Origin of the sequence: Phocaeicola dorei (assembly GCF_013009555.1) — a bacterium.
GTDB classification, from domain to species: Bacteria; Bacteroidota; Bacteroidia; order Bacteroidales; family Bacteroidaceae; genus Phocaeicola; species Phocaeicola dorei.
Window position 1 is genome coordinate 1278865 of sequence record NZ_CP046176.1, and the last position, 16907, is coordinate 1295771.

The window sequence follows — 16907 nt, forward strand, 5'->3', positions numbered from 1 at the left end:
GGAATGCTTTATTGCTTTCCGGTATATTTTTTGCTAATGTTTCATCCTGGTTTTCAAACAAAAGGGTTATCTTTGTAAAAAGAGGTTTTTATGGAACAGAAAGATAAATACATACGGTTTGATTGGGCAATCAAGCGTCTTTTACGCAACAAAGCCAATTTTGGTGTCCTGGAAGGTTTTCTTACCGTACTTTTGGGTGAGAAGATTCAAATCATGGAAATCCTTGAGAGCGAAGGTAACCAGCAACGGGAGGATGATAAGTTCAACCGGGTAGATATTAAAGCCCGTAATAGCAAGGATGAAATAATACTAGTGGAAGTGCAGAATACGCGGGAGTTATATTATCTTGAACGAATACTTTATGGAGTAGCAAAAGCAATAACCGAACATATAGATTTAGGTGGAATTTATGCAAATGTCAAGAAAGTGTATTCTATCAGTATTCTTTATTTTGATATTGGCCAAGGAAATGATTACCTCTACCATGGTCAGAATACATTCCTCGGTGTCCATACTGGTGACTGTTTGAAAGTAACCACTAAAGAACAAGGGGCTATTATCCGGAAATTGCCTGCCGAAATATTTCCTGAATATTTTCTTATTCGTGTGAATGAGTTTAATAAAGTGGCGGTTACTCCTTTGGAAGAATGGATAGAATATCTTAAGACTGGAACTATCCGTCCGGATACAACGACTCCCGGATTGGAGGAGGCGAGACAGAAACTTATTTATTATAATATGAATAAGGCTGATAAACTGGCTTATGATCGGCATCTGGATGCATTGATGATACAAAATGATGTATTGAGTACCGCTAAATTAGAAGGATTAGAGGAAGGTCGTGTAGAAGGACGTGAGGAAGGTATCATGGTAGGTCGCCAAGAAGAAAAAATAGCTACAGCCCGTAACTTGAAATCTTTGAATATTCCTATTGCTGTTATTGTTCAAGCTACAGGCTTGTCTATAGATGAAATAGATAGACTTTAATGAATGAAGGTATGTCAGGATTCTGTTGTGTAATCATGGATTCTGTCATTTTGAGTCATGGTGAGGGATCTTGTGAGAACAAATGGATGTGATTGGATTCTTCATCTCTCTTTTTTCACTTTCCGTTTTTTGTCATCCTCCTCCTATTTATCACGGAACTCTTTCTTTTTCCAAAAGTTGAATCCTGCATATATACGGACAGTTCCGAAAGTATTAGTGAGGGAGAAGTCCTTTTTTCGATAGTCGTATGTATGCATCACCAACGAAGCTCCTATAAAATATTTGTTGGTGTTATAGACCACGGCAGCACGTGTTATCAGGTCAAAATTGATATCCTTTATCCAATGATTGTCAGTATTAGGTGTATCGTCTATTTTTGATTTTTTATAGGCAATGGCCGGTAAGAGTGAAAGATTGGAAACCCAGTTTTTTGCAAATACCCAGTTATAGCCATAACCCACGTTGATGCTGTAATCAGAATATTTCACTTTCTTGAAAAGTAAAGCATCATGTAGTTGGACTCTCACTTCACCGGGAAGCTTTTCGTAATCAAAAGATATGTTGTGCTGGGAATAAGAAAAGCCCGCCATCAGGGAACCCGCGCTTTTACGCTGGTTGGTGGACTGGCTATAGGCTGCCGGATAAGAGAATTTTTTATAATTGAAAATCCAATAGGCGTTCAGTCCTTTGATTTTACTTTGCAATCCGTTGAAATTCAAATTTTTAATGGGAGTATTCAGATCAAAACCGCTGGAAGAACGTATCTTGAAATCGCTTCCTGTCTTTCTGTAATATAAATCCACACCAAATTTGGAACTATAAAGATTCAGTGCCATTTCGGTTTTCTTTGCCTTGTTTTTATGTCCGCCGAAAATATCTTTTACATCGAAAGAATATCCTAGAAATATCCAGCGCCATCCGAAATAGACTCCCAGCTTGAAACTGGCATTGGGGGAGAATCCCAAACTTTGTTCGCCGTTGTTTCCTTTACTACCTAACCGATAGTATTCGTACCAACTGCTGGATTCCAGCATGAAAGCCAGATTGTAAAGGTTGGGCGAGATATAGGTAGTGTCAATCGCATTGAATTCTTTTCCTACTTTCCTTATTTTTCTTCCGGTATGGCGGACAGTCGTTGCTATTCCGTCAGTCAATGTAATGAGAACACCCTTGTTGTCCTGTACTGTCGAGTCTTTCTTTTCCGCTTGTGCATATACATTAAAGGCAGAAAGAAAAGACAGACAGAGCAGGCATAATTTACGGATGTCCATAGGCGGAAATCAGAGTTTATTAAGTATACGGTCCATTACCCAGTTGGTGGGTGTCGCACTGATGCCGTCGCAGGTACAGACAGCTTTTCCCTGCAGGTGTTCTACTACGGCTTTTATGAGCGGAAGTTGTACATGAGGGGGATTTTCGGGAAGAAATTCCTCGCGTCCTCTTTCAGTATGCAGGGCGATGGGATCGTAAGTGAAAACGGAAAAACAGATCATCCCCTTGTCTCCGATGATTTCTATACGGTCTTCCTTGGCCGATTCATGGGCGACAAAACACCATGATCCTGATCCCGGCAGACCGGAATCAAATTTGAAGCAGGCACTTATCGTATCTTCTGCCGGATATAACCCGCCACGGTTGCTCTTGTATCCTTGGGCTTCGAGAATGCAGCCGAACATATCTTGTAATAAATCCAGCTGGTGAGGAGCCAGATCATAGAAATAACCGCCGCCGGCAATATCAGGTTGTACACGCCAGGGCAGGTTGGTGCTGTTGTAATCCAAATCACGGGGAGGCTGGGCGAAACGTATCTGTATATTGATGACATTACCTATTTCACCATCCTCTACCATTTGGCGTACTTTTTGGAAATAGGGAAGATAACGTCTGTAGTAAGCGACGAAACAAGGGATACCAGTCTCTTGTGATATGCGGTTGATGCGTGCGCAGTCCTCATAGCTGGCTGCCATTGGTTTTTCAATATACACGGGCTTTCCTGCCTTCATAGCCATAATGGCGAAAGTGGCATGAGAGGAAGGGGGAGTGGCTATATAAATAGCATTGACATCTTCATCTCCTATTAACTGCTGCGGATCGGAGTACCAGCGGGGAATGTTGTGTCTTTTGGCGTATGATTGAGCTTTTTCTTTGTCACGGCTCATTACAGCCACTACCTCTGAACCTTCGATCAGGGCAAAGGCTGGTCCGCTTTTCTTCTCGGTCACTTCTCCGCAACCGATGAAGCCCCATTTTACTTTGTCTAATTTAACCATGGTAATAACTTTTTTGTCATTCCGCTTAAAATAATAACAATTTATATTGCAAAGATAGGACTATTTTGCAATTTCAGCCGGATAAAAATCAGTTATTGTAATATTTCTTGCGCAACAGTTTGAATGCAGGAGTCTTGACGTAATCATTTAACCAGGAATTCAGGCTGTCAAGCAATATTGGAGAATGTTTGCTTACTCCCCATGAATAGAATTGTGAGAAGCTGATGGCTGTTTCTATATCCAATTGTGGAAAATCATTGATGGAAGCTTTGGCAATGCTCTCGTCGCATACGGCATAGTCTATGTCACCATGTGCTACCATGGCCAGTAATTGTTCTTGTCCGTATTTCTCCACTTCTTTGATATAGATGGTATCACCTATTTCGTTACTTAAATTATGTATGCGCAGAATGGCAGGTGAGTTTTTGACTAGATGAAGGGTCTTGCGGGCTAGTTCCAACTGGCTGTGAATGTACAGACTATCGTTTTCTTTTTCGGGTTTACGCTGTACCAGTACTTGTTTGTTCAGTATAATGGGGCGGGTAAACAACAGGGAGTCTTTGTATTCTGTGGTAACTACCGTGCTGTTGGCCAATATATCGTATGTTCCTTTTTGTACGCCTTCCAGTCTTTTGGAAAAGCTCATTTCGGGAGTGATTTCCGGTTTCAGTCCTTTGCTGTGTGCAAAAGCATGGAGCAGTTCGTAGTGGAAACCGGAAACGGTGTCGCCGTCGGCATAAAAACTGATTGAGTTGTACTCGGTAACAGCACGCAGGATTCCCGATGCCGCTATTTCTGCATAATCGCGGGGCAGACTGGTTTCAGCCTCCGTTTTCTTTTTGAAGAAGATGGAGGATAGGGTTGCTGCAAGGATACCCATCAGAACGTATTTCAGATATTTTTTCATATAGACCGTCAATCAAAGAAATTCCATGAAAGGCCGAACTTTATCATTCGCGGATTGATTGGGTAGTGTGGCGCCAGGAAGTAATTGGATTTTCCCGAACCGGCATTGACATGATACATCATAATAAAGAAGCGGGTACGTTTTAAATGCAGGTTGGCATAGACGTTGACTATCGGAAAAGCTCCTATCTCGATTTTGTCATTAGGATTCTGGTTATAGAATTGTCCGATGACGGGGGAGTAGTCTGGCGCGTAATATTTACTGAAATAACGCACATCTGCTCCCATTTCTATCTGGAGTACTTTTTTGGCGAGACCGAATTTCATGTACAAGTTGCCGTAAGCCGACAATTCCGGTAAGGGTAGAATGTCTTGCTCACTTGATTTTTGATAGGCTACTTCACCGTCGAGATGAAAAATTCCTACTTTTAATTTTTGTTGCAACATTGCAGTGAATATTTGTATGTTGCCGGAGTGTTGTCTTACGGCTGCATTGTTCTTGAAACCGGTGACATTTCCTTCACTGTCTTTTACCGGTATGCTGGTATTGGCCAGATAAGTGTAATTCTTTATATTTTCCACTCCGGCACGCAGCTGGGTTCCCCATCTGTCCAGACTTAGTTTTCCTTCCAGGCGGGTTCTCATTATTTTGGATAAATCGTTGTTGTCCCACCAGTAATGTTTGGACTGGAAATGCCTGAAATAGAATACGGGGTTCTGGTTCTTGATGAATGCATTTACATCCAGTCTCACCGTATCTCCGAATAAACGGAGATTCAGATCCCCTCTGCCTTCTACGCTGAATTGTCCTGCGTCTTCACCGGCTATGGCTAATTCTCCTAGGATATTGTAATGTAATAGTTTTCCTTGTTTTTTGGATAGTTCGCCGCCAATGGAGAGTGAACTTTCCTTATAGTTGTTGATAATGCGTTGTCCCGGTATGTTTGTTGTGTCGGTCAAGGCGAAGTTTCGGTATTCATAACTTAAAAAGGCGGTAAGTCCGGCTTTTGCCCATTTGTTGAATCCTTCTTGTAAAGCAATGCCAATGGTGTTTTTGATGGATGTACGCTTCGTCTTGTCTATAGAGTCGGTCCCCAGATAGTTATGTTCAAAATACTTCTGATTCTGTGCGTCATCGTATGAGATGTATTTGCGATTGTTCAAGTCTACTTGTAGTGTATGTATGAAGCTTGTGACAGGAACAAATACCTGCGTTATTTTTACAGAGTCCGTATCCACACTGTCCTGTTTTTCTTTATAGAACCCTAGGTTGTAACGATGTGTCAGGAAGGCATGGTAGCTGGTGTTGTGATTCCATATCTGACTCAGTCGGGTTGGGATTTCGTTGGCGGAATATTCTTTTTTGCCTTCTGCCATATCCAGCGGGTTGGTGATATACCGGTCGTCCGTGATACCTCCGTTTTCTGCCATCTTCAAGTTATCGTTGTTGAATATGAAATGCATGTCATATTTATCTCCCCGGTAGCTGGAGAACAGGCCACCGTTGAAGAAGGCTGTGGACTGATCTTGATAAAGCCCCCGGCCATACAGGTAATCTATGTAGAATCCGAACCCTAGCCTTTTGTTTGCATTGATGGCAAAATAGGATTTGAAACGTTCTTCTCCGTCACGGCTGCCTCCTCCTTTGTAATAGGTCAGGTTTGTGAATGGAGAAAGTGTATTGGTGAATATGACATCTTCCGGACGTTGTACGCAAAAGTCGTATGGGTCGGTGAAAAAGTATTGGCTGGGGTCCCGACGGTCAAAAAAGATGCGTGAGAGGCGGGGGGAGCCCAAATTTCCCAGGTAATTGTATTGTCCGGTATAGCCGCCCATGTCATTTGAGTTTTGGAAAGCGTGCTGCAAGGTATCTACGGGGATATAAGTGACATTGCCAAAACGACTGTCCACTTTCCATGAGTACAGTCCGATGGGGATTGTGCTGGCATCTACTACGGCTGTCGTGTCTATGGGGTTTCCGTTACGGTCATATTGATCTCTGTTCAGTCCGCTTGCTGAGGAACCGAACTGGTTGTTCAGGGTATTCATTGTCCGCTGTGCCATCAAGGAAGTATGGAAGCACAGGAATAATAAAAAAATAATAGAGAATATTCTTTTCATAACGGCGGCAAAGATACAATATAAAAATAAAAGGAAGAGCTTTTCCGCTATGGAAAGTTCTTCCTTTTATTATTCGTTTAGAGTTATTTTAACTTACTGAGGTTTAATAATCTCCATTCCGATTCGGATGGCTTCTTCATTCATCGGTATCAGATGATGGTGACGTTCGGGTAATGTTTTGCGTAAAGCTTTTATTACACTTTCAATGGATACTACGGGACGTAGTTTTAGCAAGCCTCCTAAGACAATCATGTTGAAGGTCTTTGCCATTCCTTTTTCGTTGGCGGCATCCATTGCGTCAATACGATAGATTTGTATGTCCCTACGTGTCGGAGGCTCGATGATTCCGTATCCGTCATAAATGAGAATACCACCTGGTTTAATTTTGCCTTCAAACTTTTCCAATGAGGGTTGGTTCAGTATGATGGCTGTGTCATATTGGCTGAGAATGGGTGAAGAGATGCGTTCATCACTGACAATCACCGTTACGTTAGCGGTTCCTCCCCGTTGTTCGGGACCGTATGCCGGCATCCAGGTTACTTCCTTGTCTTCCATCAGTCCGGAATAGGCAAGTATCTTACCCATGGATAGCACACCCTGACCGCCGAATCCTGCTATAATGATTTCCTGTTTCATGGTTTCTGTCTTTTTATTCTTTATTTTTCAAATCACCCAGCGGATAGAAAGGGAACATGTGTTCCACCATCCAGTCATTGGATGCTTGCGGAGTCATTTTCCAACCGGAATTACAAGTCGATACAATTTCCACCAAATTAGAACCTTTGCCATTCATTGAATTTTCAAATGCCTTGCGGATAGCCTTTTTGGCTTTGCGGATGGCGGGAACTGTATGTACGGACTGGCGGGTAACGTAGGCGGTGCCTTCCAAAGTGGCGGCAATTTCTGTCATTTTCAGCGGATAGCCGTGAATGGCTACATCACGACCATAGGGGCAGGTGGCTGTTTTCATGCCAACCAGAGTGGTAGGAGCCATTTGCCCACCGGTCATTCCATAAATGGCATTGTTGATAAAGATGATAGTAATGTTTTCACCACGATTTAAAGCATGGATAGTTTCGGCAGTACCGATACATGCCAAGTCACCATCTCCTTGGTAGGTAAATACCAGACGTCCGGGCCATAAACGCTTAATGGCGGTAGCTACGGCTGGTGCGCGTCCGTGGGCGGCTTCTTGCCAATCGATGTCTAGATAATTGTATGCAAATACGGCACATCCTACTGGTGACACACCGATTGTCTTATCTTCCATGCCCATTTCTTCAATAACTTCGGCTATTAACTTGTGAACCACACCGTGGCTGCATCCGGGGCAATAATGCATCGGATTGTCATTCATCAGTGTCGGTTTCTTATAAACCAGGTTTTCGGGTTTTATGATTTCTTCTTTTGTCATAGTTTCTCCTCCTATTGTTTATAACATGAACCGCATAAAGAATTCCACCAGCTTGAGAAAAATAGCTGCTGCACAGACATAGATGAATACTTTGAAGTCACTTGCCACGAAGTAAGTGATGACAGCTGCTAATGCCAGTGCCATGAAAAGTATGTTCAATATATTTCTGATCAGATCGATATTCATACGGTCTTATTTTATTAGTTTCTCTTTCAGTGCAGTGATTACTTCATCCGGATCGGGGACAATACCACCCAGACGTCCGAAGTGTTCTACAGGCACTTTACATTTTACAGCCAGACGGACATCTTCTACCATTTGTCCGGCGTTCAATTCTACAGTGAGGATACCTTTTACCTGTGCGGCGCGTGCTGCAATAGCTTTCGACGGGAACGGCCATAGGGTAATAGGACGGAGCAAACCAACTTTGATGCCTTCTTCCCGAGCCATTTCCATTGCCTTTTGGGCAATGCGGGCGCAAGAGCCGAAAGCTACGATCAAATATTCTGCATCTTCGCAGTGAAGTTCTTCGAAGCGTACTTCATTCTCTTCTATTTCTGCATATTTTTTCTGAAGATGAATATTGCGCTTTTCCATTTCGGCAGGATCGAGTTCTAATGAGGTAATGATGTTGGGGGTACGGTGGTGGGTTCTGCCGGTAGTGGCCCACGGACAACGGGCAATGACTTCTTCATCTGTCAGGCGTGTGCGCTGTTCGGGTAATACTACTTTTTCCATCATCTGCCCGATAACGCCATCTGCTAGAATAATGGCGGGATTGCGGTATTTGAAAGCCAAATCAAAAGCTATACCTACGAAATCTGCCATTTCCTGTACTGATGCAGGTGCCAGGGCTATGAGACGATAGTCTCCGTGACCGCCACCTTTCACTGTTTGGAAATAGTCGGCCTGACTAGGTTGGATGGTTCCTAATCCGGGACCTCCGCGCATGACATTGACAATCAGGCAGGGGAGTTCGGCACCGGCAATGTACGAGATGCCTTCCTGCTTTAAACTAACGCCGGGACTGGAGGATGAGGTCATTACCATTTTACCGCTTGCTGCACCGCCATATACCATGTTGATTGCTGCGACTTCACTTTCTGCCTGTAACACCACCATACCGGTAGTTTCCCAAGGTTTCTCTTCGGCCAGAGTTTCCAATATTTCCGATTGGGGAGTGATGGGATAGCCAAAGTAACCGTCTACTCCGATACGGATGGCGGCGTGGGCTATGGCTTCATTTCCCTTCATTAAAACGACTTCTTCTGCCATATTTGTTACATTTATTGTTGTTTTACTTTATACACAGTAATGCATCCGTCCGGACAGACTGTGGCACATGATGCGCAACCATTGCAGGTATCCTCTAATACCTGGTGGGCGAATGTGTATCCTTTTTTATTCACTTGTTTGGCATTGAGCGCGATTACATGTAGCGGACATGCCACTACACATAGATTGCAACCTTTGCAACGCTCTGTGTCTACTACAATAGCACCTTTAATCTTTGCCATGGGTTAGTTATTATTGATTATACATGTCTTTGTTATAGAAATTCAGAATATTCATAATCATGTCACGGGCGGAAACGGCGGGACTTTCCGGATTACGCTCGATGGCTTCCAAATAATTGTTCAAAGCTTGTTGCCAGTTTCCCATTTTGCGGTAGGCGTTACCCAGTAAGTAATAGGGTTCATCGTTGACGTGCGCATCGTTTCGGATGAAATTAGTTAGCGCATGAATAGCTCTCTCCGTATCACCCTGTTCGATAAGTGTCTTTATGTCCTGTAATTCTTCCGTCATAAGGCATGATTGTCTCATTGTTGTTTACAAAGATACTCTTTATTTGTTATGAAAGGGAAGATTGGAGCAGAAAAAACGACTTTCTTGCTAAAAACATTTAAAAAAAGGAGAGAAAGATAGGGAAAAAATGGAAGAATGATTTCTTCTAATGGTTTGATTATTATAGAAATGGTTTCAAGTGAAACGGTTGATAGAGGAACGGTGTTATTTATTCTTAAAGGGGGGATATGTTTGAATTGTATTTGTTATGATATTTTTGGGGGGAAGTATATGGTAAATCGTTTGTATGTTTTTTAGGGGGAGTTGTCAGGTTATCTCCCCCCCCCTAAATATTTTATGTATTATCGTATAGAATTAACTGTCACGGCATAAATATATAGAAGAAAAGATTATTTTATTACTTCACCTACATACATATTATATGCCTTCTGGCCGTTGTTACTGGGGTTCATCTTTTTTGCTTCCTCACCGGTAACTGTCTGTTTCATCAGTTTCTTACAGTTTACTATCAACCACGGCTCACTACTACCTTGCTTGTAGAACGAAATTTTATAATTATCGCTTTGATCCATTAGCATATTGCCCATTGATTTGGATTGGTCAATTATGCAGAATGCTACTTCTTTGCCGAATAACTGACCGAAACCTCCCCAACATTCTTTACCAATTTCGAATTGTTCATCGTTTCCGGCAGTAATTGTCATACGTGAAGATGCCTTGATTTGGTCATCTATGCTTTGTTCTTTGCTAGGAGTTACATTATTGGCTACTTTTATTTCGGTATTACCCTCAGAACCACCGATGATAGCCGGTTGGGCAGGGGGAGTTACCGGAGTGGCGGTAATGATTGTGGTTGTATTTGATATCGGAGTGGCTGTTACACCCGAAGTAGGAGCAACTGCAATTTGTGAGTTGTTCAAGACTTTGTTGCCCAATGTATCTTGGATGGATTTGAACAGTGTGTCTTTCAAGTCAATTGTTTCTCTTCTGAATTTGCCGCAGATGGGAGCCAGTTTGGTTTTCGATTTGTTTAAAGCCATATCGTCTACAATCCATTCCTCTGCGCTGTATTTTTCTCCTCCGTCACGAGCTTCATCATACCAATAGCGGATACGGGTCATTTCGATATCACATTTTCCGTTTCCGCAGGTGATAAACATCTGATAATAAATTCTGGTTCTGTCCAATGACAATGCAGAGGATGAGAATACCAGATATTCTTCGCCACCTGCTGCAATGGTTCCTTCATCTTCATTGGTGTAAAGAACACGTGCATTGAACTTGCCTTCGGGCTTGAAACGTTCTGTAGCCCATTTCAGCATTGTCTCATATAGCTGGTCTTTCGTTAAAGACGGTGCCTGTATTTCTGTTTTGAAAGAAACTTTACCGTCATCCAAAGTTATTGCTCCCGCCAGATATTTGGGATCTGTCTGTGCCATAGCGATGAATGGCAGGCATAAGAGCATTAAAAAAAGAATTTTCTTCATAGTAATATATCTTATTTTATATTTTAATCTAAGCAAAGATAGGAATAAAAAAAAAGAGAAGCTATAAAGCCTCTCTTTTTTTACTTTTATTATTATTGCGTGAATTTTACTTTACAGGTATCTTTTCAATGCGTTTTTGGTGACGTCCGCCTTCAAAGCCGCTGTTAAAGAATTCATCTAATATTTTTTCAGCCATTTCATGGTCTATGAATCGTCCTGGCATTACCAGAACATTGGCATCATTGTGTTGACGTGACAAATGGGCTATCTCGGGAATCCAGCATAGTGCCGCACGGATACCCTGATGTTTGTTCAATGTCATGCTGATCCCTTCACCGCTTCCGCAAATAGCTACTCCGGGTCCGCATTCTCCGGCTTCTATAGCCAGTGCAAGCGGATGGGCGTAATCTGCATAGTCACAGCTTTCTGTACTGTATGTACCGAAATCTTTGCATGGATAACCTTTTTCAGTCAACCATGTTTTTACAAACTCTTTCAGTTCAAATCCTGCATGATCGGATGCCAGTCCTACTTTTTTCATGCCAGCATTTCTTTTACTTGGTTATACACGTTCTGTGCGGTAAAGCCCAGCTTTTCATCCAATACTTTGTAAGGAGCGGAGAATCCGAATGATTCCAGACCGAATACTTTACCGTTGGCACCTACCAAACCTTCAAGGTTTACAGGAAGACCGGCAGTCAGACCGAATACTTTAGCCTCTGTGGGAATGACACTGTTTTGGTATTCCTTGCTTTGGCTGCGGAACAATCCCTCAGAAGGAGCGGATACGATACGTATTTTTATGCCATCCTTGCGGAGAAGTTCTGCACCTGCTTCCAAAGTGGAAACTTCGGAACCTGAAGCGACTAGGATTATATCCGGATTTTCGTCGGAACCTGCAACAATATAAGCGCCTTTTGCAGCCTGTGAGTAGTCGTTTCCTGCAGGCAGATTCGCGATATTCTGGCGGGAGAAGATTAGTGCGGTGGGGGTGCTGGTATTTTCCATGGCCAATTTCCACGCTACAGTGGTCTCTTCCGCATCTGCCGGACGGAGTACCAACATAGAATTGTGCCCTTTGTGGTTTTTCAGTTTTTCCATCAGGCGGATTTGTGCTTCTTGTTCTACCGGTTCGTGAGTAGGACCGTCTTCACCTACACGGAATGCGTCGTGTGTCCAGATGAACTTGACGGGAAGTTCCATCAAGGCAGCCATACGTACGGCGGGTTTCATATAGTCTGAGAATACGAAGAAAGTAGCACATGCAGCAATCACGCCTCCGTGAAGTGCCATACCTAGGCAGCAGCAAGCCATGGTTAATTCGGAAACACCTGCTTGCAGAAACGCGCCGGTGAAGTCATCTTTAGTGAATGCATGTGTTTTCTTCAAGAAACCGTCGGTCTTGTCTGAGTTTGACAGGTCGGCCGAAGAAACAATCATGTTTTCTACTTCTGTAGCTAGTACACCGAGAACTTTGGCAGAAGCACTGCGTGTAGCATCTCCGGCTTTTTGTTCAATAGCATTCCAATTTACTTTCGGAGCTTTGCCTGAGAACCACAGTTCCAATTTAGCTGCCAGTTCGGGATTAGCTTTAGTCCATTCAGCTTTAGCTGCATATTTTTCTGCAACAATTTTTTTCAGTTCTTCTGCACGTTTGGCATACAACTCTTTTACTTCAGGGAAGATTTGGAAAGGATTGGTTGGATCGCCACCTAAGTTTTTGATTGTATTGATGTAAGCATCACCTCCCAAAGGGGCACCGTGGGTGGCACAGTTACGTTCATAACTGGAATCATCCGCTTTGCGTGCACCTTTACCCATAATGGTCTTACCGATAATTAATGTGGGCTGACCGGTTACGGCTTTCGCTTCTGTCAGAGCTGTGCGGATTGCATCGGGATCATTACCATTGATAATAATTACTTTCCAGTGCCATGCTTCGTATTTCTTGGCAACATCTTCGCTGGTAACAGCATCGGTAGCGGTAGACAGCTGGATGTCGTTTGAATCATAAAACATGATCAGATTGTCCAGTCCCAAATGACCTGCCAAACGTCCTGCACCCTGAGAAATTTCTTCTTGAATGCCACCATCGGATATATAGGCATAGATAGTCTGGTCCATGACATTACCCAGACGGGCTTTCAGAAATTTGGCAGCGATAGCAGCACCTACTGCAAAAGTGTGTCCTTGTCCTAACGGACCGGAAGTATTTTCAATACCGCGCATGATGTCCACTTCAGGGTGTCCCGGAGTCGGACTTCCCCATTGACGGAACTGTGCCAGTTCTTCCATGGTGAACTTGCCGGTCAGTGCCAAAGTGGAATATAACATCGGTGACATGTGGCCTGGATCAAGGAAGAAACGGTCACGTCCTTCCCAACGCGGATTTTCAGGATCGTAAACTAAAAACTCAGAGAAAAGTACATTCACAAAATCAGCGCCACCCATAGCTCCACCCGGATGTCCTGAATTAGCTTTCTCTACCATCGAAGCAGCCAGAATACGGATGTTGTCCGCTGCACGGTTCATAAGTTTCTTTTCGTTCATATTAAAATAATATTATAATTTGAATGCTATTAGTGAGTCGGTTTATCCTTGCTATTTTATTTAATATCTGCAAAGATAACTCTTTATGTGTAAACCACAACATGTAAAGAGGCTCTTTTTTAAACCTGTTTGACTCACTTCTTAAATTGGGTCGCTGCTTCTTCAACAGGCAGTCCTGCCTTATAGTTTTCGATATATGTGTTGAATCCGGCTACATCTTCGGCTGTTGGCGATATTTCAATACCGGCATCACCGGCGAATACTTTGTCTTCCAGAAAATCTGCCAGGGATTGTTTCTTTTCATTGTTGACAAGGTAAGAACCTAGCAGGGCGATTCCCCATGCGCCACCTTCACCGGCAGTTTCCATTACGGAAATAGGGGAGTTTATAGCTGCTGCAAGTATTCTCTGGCCTACACCTTTCGTCTTGAATAATCCGCCGTGTCCTGTGATTCTGTCTACTTTGATTTTCTCTTCATTGAAAAGAATGTCATTACCTATCTTAAGAACTCCGACTGAAGCGTATAAATGGGTACGCATGAAGTTGGCGAGGCTGAATTTGTCATTTGCAGAACGTACAAACAATGGCCTTCCGTCGGCAAGTCCTGTCACGGGTTCACCTGAAATATAATTATATGAAATAAGACCACCGCAATCTGCATCACCTGCGAGCGCATGATTGTAAAGTTTTCCATATAATTCATTCATATCTACAGGTATACCCAGCAGTTCTTGGTATTCCTTAAACAGATTGATCCAGGCATTGAGGTCGGAGGTGCAGTTGTTGCAATGTACCATAGCTACAAGGCTTCCGTCGGGAGTGGTGACCATGTCAATCATTTCGTATGGCTTGGACAACTCTTTTTCCAACACAATCATGGAAAATGAGGAAGTGCCTGCTGATACATTCCCGGTACGTTGCTTGACAGCGTTGGTTGCTACCATGCCAGTTCCGGCATCTCCTTCCGGAGGACAGACAGGTATACCTGCTTTTAAATGGCCCGACACGTCCAGCCTCTTGGCACCTTCTGGTGTAAGGAACCCTGCATTCTCGCCGGCGGGTAAGACTTTGGGCAGGATATCTGTCAGTTTCCAGGGGTATCCTTTAGGAGCTACCAACTTGTCGAACTTGGCTATCATTCCGGCAGAATAATTCTTGGTAGCCGGGTCTATGGGAAGCATTCCTGATGCATCACCTATGCCCAGAACTTTTTGACCTGTAATTTGCCAATGAATGAAACCTGCAAGGGTGGTCAGATAGTCAATGTCACTTACGTGCTCTTCATTGTCTAAAATAGCTTGGTATAAATGAGAAATGCTCCATCTCAGAGGAATATTATATACGAATAATTCAGATAAAGCGGCTGCTGCCGGACCGGTATTGGTGTTTCTCCATGTACGGAAAGGTACAAGGATTTCTTCTTCTTTATTGAATGCCATATAACCATGCATCATGGCACTGACACCGATTGCTGCCAAGGTTTCTATTTCTGTGTCATATAGCTTTTTTACGTTGGAACGGAGATCTGCATAGCAGTCTTGCAGGCCATGCCAGATAGCTTCCACACTGTAAGTCCACAGTCCGTCTACCAATTGATTTTCCCAGCTATGGCTTCCTTGGGCAATGGGCTTGTTTTCCTGGTCAATCAAAACAGCTTTGATTCGCGTTGATCCGAATTCTATGCCTAGAATAGCTTTTCCTGCTTCGATGGTTGATTTTGCATCTGATTTCATATTAAAACCTATAATTTAAGGTACAACAATAATGATGATAAAATAAGGTGGGATGTGCCAAGAATCTTATTAGCCTTGACACATCCCCTCTTCATGGATGAATTAGCAAAGTGCTTTGTTCAGCATATAGTAGACTTCGTTCATGCGAAGCTCTTTCTTGAAGTTGCTGATGGTAGTATCTTTGTCAATACGGATCATTTCGATACCTGCAATTTCAGCATAGTCTTCCCAATATTCTGCTGTCAGATCATAAGAGAAGCAAGAATGATGTGTTCCACCTGCCAGGATCCATGCGCCTGCACCTACTTCGAAATTAGGCATCGGAATCCACAGGGCGGAAGCAACCGGTAATTTGGGCAACGGTTTCGGTTCGATGCATTCTACGTCGTTCACGATCAGACGGAAACGGTTACCCAAGTCTACTACAGTGGCGGTACAACCTGAACCTACTTTTGAAGTGAATACAAGACGGGCTGTCTGGCTCTTGCGAATACCTATACCTAGGAAGTGTACTTCCAGACGTGGTTTGGAAGCGGCGATAAGAGGACAAACTTCCAGCATATGTGATTGCAGGATAGCACTGTTTGCACCATCGAAGTTCAATGTGTAATCTTCCAAGAAAGAACAACCTTGGGAAAGTCCTTGGTTCATCACCCATACAGTGCGGTAGAGAGCTGCTGATTTCCAGTCACCTTCCGCACCGAATCCGTAGCCTTCAGCCATCAGACGCTGGGAAGCCAGTCCCGGAATCTGATCGAAGTAGCTGCCGTCTGTTTGGCCCAAATCATCAAAATTAGTAGTGAATCCTTTAGCGCCTTTGGCTTTGAGGATGGCACGAAGAGCTAATTCGGCTTTTGCAGCATTCCATACTTTCTGATAAGCTTCGGTTGATTTATCTTCTAATGAAGCATCGTGGTCGTATTCGTTAAAGTAAGTTGCTACAAGTGCTTCTACATCTGTATCCTTGATATTTTTATGGTATTCCATCAGTTCGCTTGCCGGACAGTAATCTACGTGGTACCCCATACGTTGTTCTGCTTCCACTTTATCACCGTCAGTTACAGCTACATTATTCATCTGATCGCCGAAACGGATGATCAGCATATCCTGAGAGTCTGCCCAACCTGCACAAACGCGCATCCAAACGGCAATCTTGTGCTGGGTGTCTTCGTCTTTCCAGTAACCTACCACTACTTTGCGGCGGATGCGCATACGGGTACAGATATGTCCGAATTCGCGGTCACCATGGGCGGATTGATTCAGATTCATGAAGTCCATATCCATGGTATCCCAAGGAATTTCCTTATTGAATTGAGTGTGTAGATGTAACAGTGGTTTCTTTAACTGCTGCAGACCGTGAATCCACATTTTAGCAGGGGAGAAAGTGTGCATCCAAGTGATGACACCGATACATTTTTCATCGTTGTTGGCTGCTTTGAACACTGCTTCCACTTCTTTAGAAGAATTGGCTGTTCCTTTATATACTACTTTTACAGGAAGTTTCCCTGATTCGTTCAATCCGTTTACCATTTCATTGGAGTGAGCGTCTACTGCTACAACTGCGTCACCTCCGTACAGAAGCTGTGCTCCTGTTACAAACCATACTTCATACTGATCAAATGCTTTTTCCATA

Annotated in this window: 16 protein-coding genes; 1 reads left to right on the top strand and 15 read right to left on the bottom strand. The window is 43.3% G+C overall.

All coding sequences use genetic code 11. The annotated features are described in order from the left end of the window. Window positions 1-90: 90 nt before the first annotated feature. Window positions 91-987, top strand: a complete 897-nt coding sequence (locus GKD17_RS04915) for an Rpn family recombination-promoting nuclease/putative transposase (protein ID WP_007837157.1) — start codon at window positions 91-93, stop codon at window positions 985-987. A 143-nt stretch (window positions 988-1130) separates the two neighbouring features. On the opposite strand, the gene GKD17_RS04920 is transcribed toward GKD17_RS04915, so the two are convergent. The 15 genes from GKD17_RS04920 to araA all read right to left on the bottom strand — a co-directional run bounded on the left by GKD17_RS04920 (window position 1131) and on the right by araA (window position 16906). After that, window positions 1131-2258 (bottom strand): DUF4421 domain-containing protein, encoded by a 1128-nt coding sequence (locus GKD17_RS04920; protein ID WP_007837158.1) that lies wholly within the window; start codon window positions 2256-2258, stop codon window positions 1131-1133. Between the two features lie 9 nt (window positions 2259-2267). Beyond that, window positions 2268-3257, bottom strand: coding sequence for a Gfo/Idh/MocA family protein (locus GKD17_RS04925; protein ID WP_007837159.1), 990 nt, complete (start codon window positions 3255-3257; stop codon window positions 2268-2270). 88 nt (window positions 3258-3345) lie between these two features. After that, on the bottom strand, window positions 3346-4164 hold the full coding sequence (locus GKD17_RS04930) for a transporter substrate-binding domain-containing protein (RefSeq protein WP_007837160.1): 819 nt from the start codon (window positions 4162-4164) through the stop codon (window positions 3346-3348). Window positions 4165-4172: 8 nt separating this feature from the next. Next, window positions 4173-6284 carry a putative porin gene (locus GKD17_RS04935; protein WP_032936478.1) on the bottom strand — a complete coding sequence of 704 codons (2112 nt, stop codon included), beginning with the start codon at window positions 6282-6284 and terminating at the stop codon, window positions 4173-4175. A gap of 93 nt (window positions 6285-6377) precedes the next feature. Then, window positions 6378-6920 carry a 2-oxoacid:acceptor oxidoreductase family protein gene (locus tag GKD17_RS04940; RefSeq protein WP_007837174.1) on the bottom strand — a complete coding sequence of 181 codons (543 nt, stop codon included), beginning with the start codon at window positions 6918-6920 and terminating at the stop codon, window positions 6378-6380. 13 nt (window positions 6921-6933) lie between these two features. Further along, a complete protein-coding gene (locus GKD17_RS04945) occupies window positions 6934-7698 on the bottom strand; it encodes a thiamine pyrophosphate-dependent enzyme (RefSeq protein WP_007837176.1) in 765 nt (254 codons plus the stop codon). Between the two features lie 18 nt (window positions 7699-7716). Further along, entirely contained in the window at window positions 7717-7884 is a 168-nt protein-coding gene (locus tag GKD17_RS04950) for a hypothetical protein (protein WP_007837178.1), read from the bottom strand. 6 nt (window positions 7885-7890) lie between these two features. Further along, window positions 7891-8973: a 3-methyl-2-oxobutanoate dehydrogenase subunit VorB gene (locus GKD17_RS04955; protein ID WP_007837179.1), complete on the bottom strand. Its 1083-nt coding sequence runs from the start codon at window positions 8971-8973 to the stop codon at window positions 7891-7893. 11 nt (window positions 8974-8984) lie between these two features. Continuing rightward, on the bottom strand, window positions 8985-9215 hold the full coding sequence (locus tag GKD17_RS04960; RefSeq protein ID WP_005846178.1) for an indolepyruvate ferredoxin oxidoreductase subunit alpha: 231 nt from the start codon (window positions 9213-9215) through the stop codon (window positions 8985-8987). A 10-nt stretch (window positions 9216-9225) separates the two neighbouring features. Beyond that, a complete protein-coding gene (locus GKD17_RS04965) occupies window positions 9226-9522 on the bottom strand; it encodes a tetratricopeptide repeat protein (RefSeq protein ID WP_007842434.1) in 297 nt (98 codons plus the stop codon). A gap of 371 nt (window positions 9523-9893) precedes the next feature. Continuing rightward, on the bottom strand, window positions 9894-10991 hold the full coding sequence (locus tag GKD17_RS04970; protein ID WP_007837183.1) for a DUF4468 domain-containing protein: 1098 nt from the start codon (window positions 10989-10991) through the stop codon (window positions 9894-9896). Window positions 10992-11097: 106 nt separating this feature from the next. After that, window positions 11098-11532 carry a ribose 5-phosphate isomerase B gene (gene rpiB / locus GKD17_RS04975; RefSeq protein WP_007837184.1) on the bottom strand — a complete coding sequence of 145 codons (435 nt, stop codon included), beginning with the start codon at window positions 11530-11532 and terminating at the stop codon, window positions 11098-11100. Continuing rightward, window positions 11529-13541, bottom strand: a complete 2013-nt coding sequence (locus tag GKD17_RS04980) for a transketolase family protein (protein ID WP_007837185.1) — start codon at window positions 13539-13541, stop codon at window positions 11529-11531. Before GKD17_RS04980 ends, rpiB begins: the two co-directional genes overlap by 4 nt. Before the next feature lie 134 nt (window positions 13542-13675). Next, window positions 13676-15274, bottom strand: coding sequence for a xylulokinase (locus GKD17_RS04985; protein ID WP_007837186.1), 1599 nt, complete (start codon window positions 15272-15274; stop codon window positions 13676-13678). Window positions 15275-15376: 102 nt separating this feature from the next. Beyond that, window positions 15377-16906 (bottom strand): L-arabinose isomerase, encoded by a 1530-nt coding sequence (araA, locus tag GKD17_RS04990; RefSeq protein WP_007837196.1) that lies wholly within the window; start codon window positions 16904-16906, stop codon window positions 15377-15379. Window position 16907 lies beyond the last annotated feature (1 nt).

Excerpts from the sequence above, each read along its gene's own strand:
- GKD17_RS04915 (WP_007837157.1), top strand. The coding sequence starts at position 91 with ATGGAACAGAAAGATAAATACATACGGTTTGATTGGGCAATCAAGCGT.
- GKD17_RS04920 (WP_007837158.1), bottom strand. The coding sequence starts at position 2,258 with ATGGACATCCGTAAATTATGCCTGCTCTGTCTGTCTTTTCTTTCTGCC.
- GKD17_RS04925 (WP_007837159.1), bottom strand. The coding sequence starts at position 3,257 with ATGGTTAAATTAGACAAAGTAAAATGGGGCTTCATCGGTTGCGGAGAA.
- GKD17_RS04930 (WP_007837160.1), bottom strand. The coding sequence starts at position 4,164 with ATGAAAAAATATCTGAAATACGTTCTGATGGGTATCCTTGCAGCAACC.
- GKD17_RS04935 (WP_032936478.1), bottom strand. The coding sequence starts at position 6,284 with ATGAAAAGAATATTCTCTATTATTTTTTTATTATTCCTGTGCTTCCAT.
- GKD17_RS04940 (WP_007837174.1), bottom strand. The coding sequence starts at position 6,920 with ATGAAACAGGAAATCATTATAGCAGGATTCGGCGGTCAGGGTGTGCTA.
- GKD17_RS04945 (WP_007837176.1), bottom strand. The coding sequence starts at position 7,698 with ATGACAAAAGAAGAAATCATAAAACCCGAAAACCTGGTTTATAAGAAA.
- GKD17_RS04950 (WP_007837178.1), bottom strand. The coding sequence starts at position 7,884 with ATGAATATCGATCTGATCAGAAATATATTGAACATACTTTTCATGGCA.
- GKD17_RS04955 (WP_007837179.1), bottom strand. The coding sequence starts at position 8,973 with ATGGCAGAAGAAGTCGTTTTAATGAAGGGAAATGAAGCCATAGCCCAC.
- GKD17_RS04960 (WP_005846178.1), bottom strand. The coding sequence starts at position 9,215 with ATGGCAAAGATTAAAGGTGCTATTGTAGTAGACACAGAGCGTTGCAAA.
- GKD17_RS04965 (WP_007842434.1), bottom strand. The coding sequence starts at position 9,522 with ATGAGACAATCATGCCTTATGACGGAAGAATTACAGGACATAAAGACA.
- GKD17_RS04970 (WP_007837183.1), bottom strand. The coding sequence starts at position 10,991 with ATGAAGAAAATTCTTTTTTTAATGCTCTTATGCCTGCCATTCATCGCT.
- rpiB (WP_007837184.1), bottom strand. The coding sequence starts at position 11,532 with ATGAAAAAAGTAGGACTGGCATCCGATCATGCAGGATTTGAACTGAAA.
- GKD17_RS04980 (WP_007837185.1), bottom strand. The coding sequence starts at position 13,541 with ATGAACGAAAAGAAACTTATGAACCGTGCAGCGGACAACATCCGTATT.
- GKD17_RS04985 (WP_007837186.1), bottom strand. The coding sequence starts at position 15,274 with ATGAAATCAGATGCAAAATCAACCATCGAAGCAGGAAAAGCTATTCTA.
- araA (WP_007837196.1), bottom strand. The coding sequence starts at position 16,906 with ATGGAAAAAGCATTTGATCAGTATGAAGTATGGTTTGTAACAGGAGCA.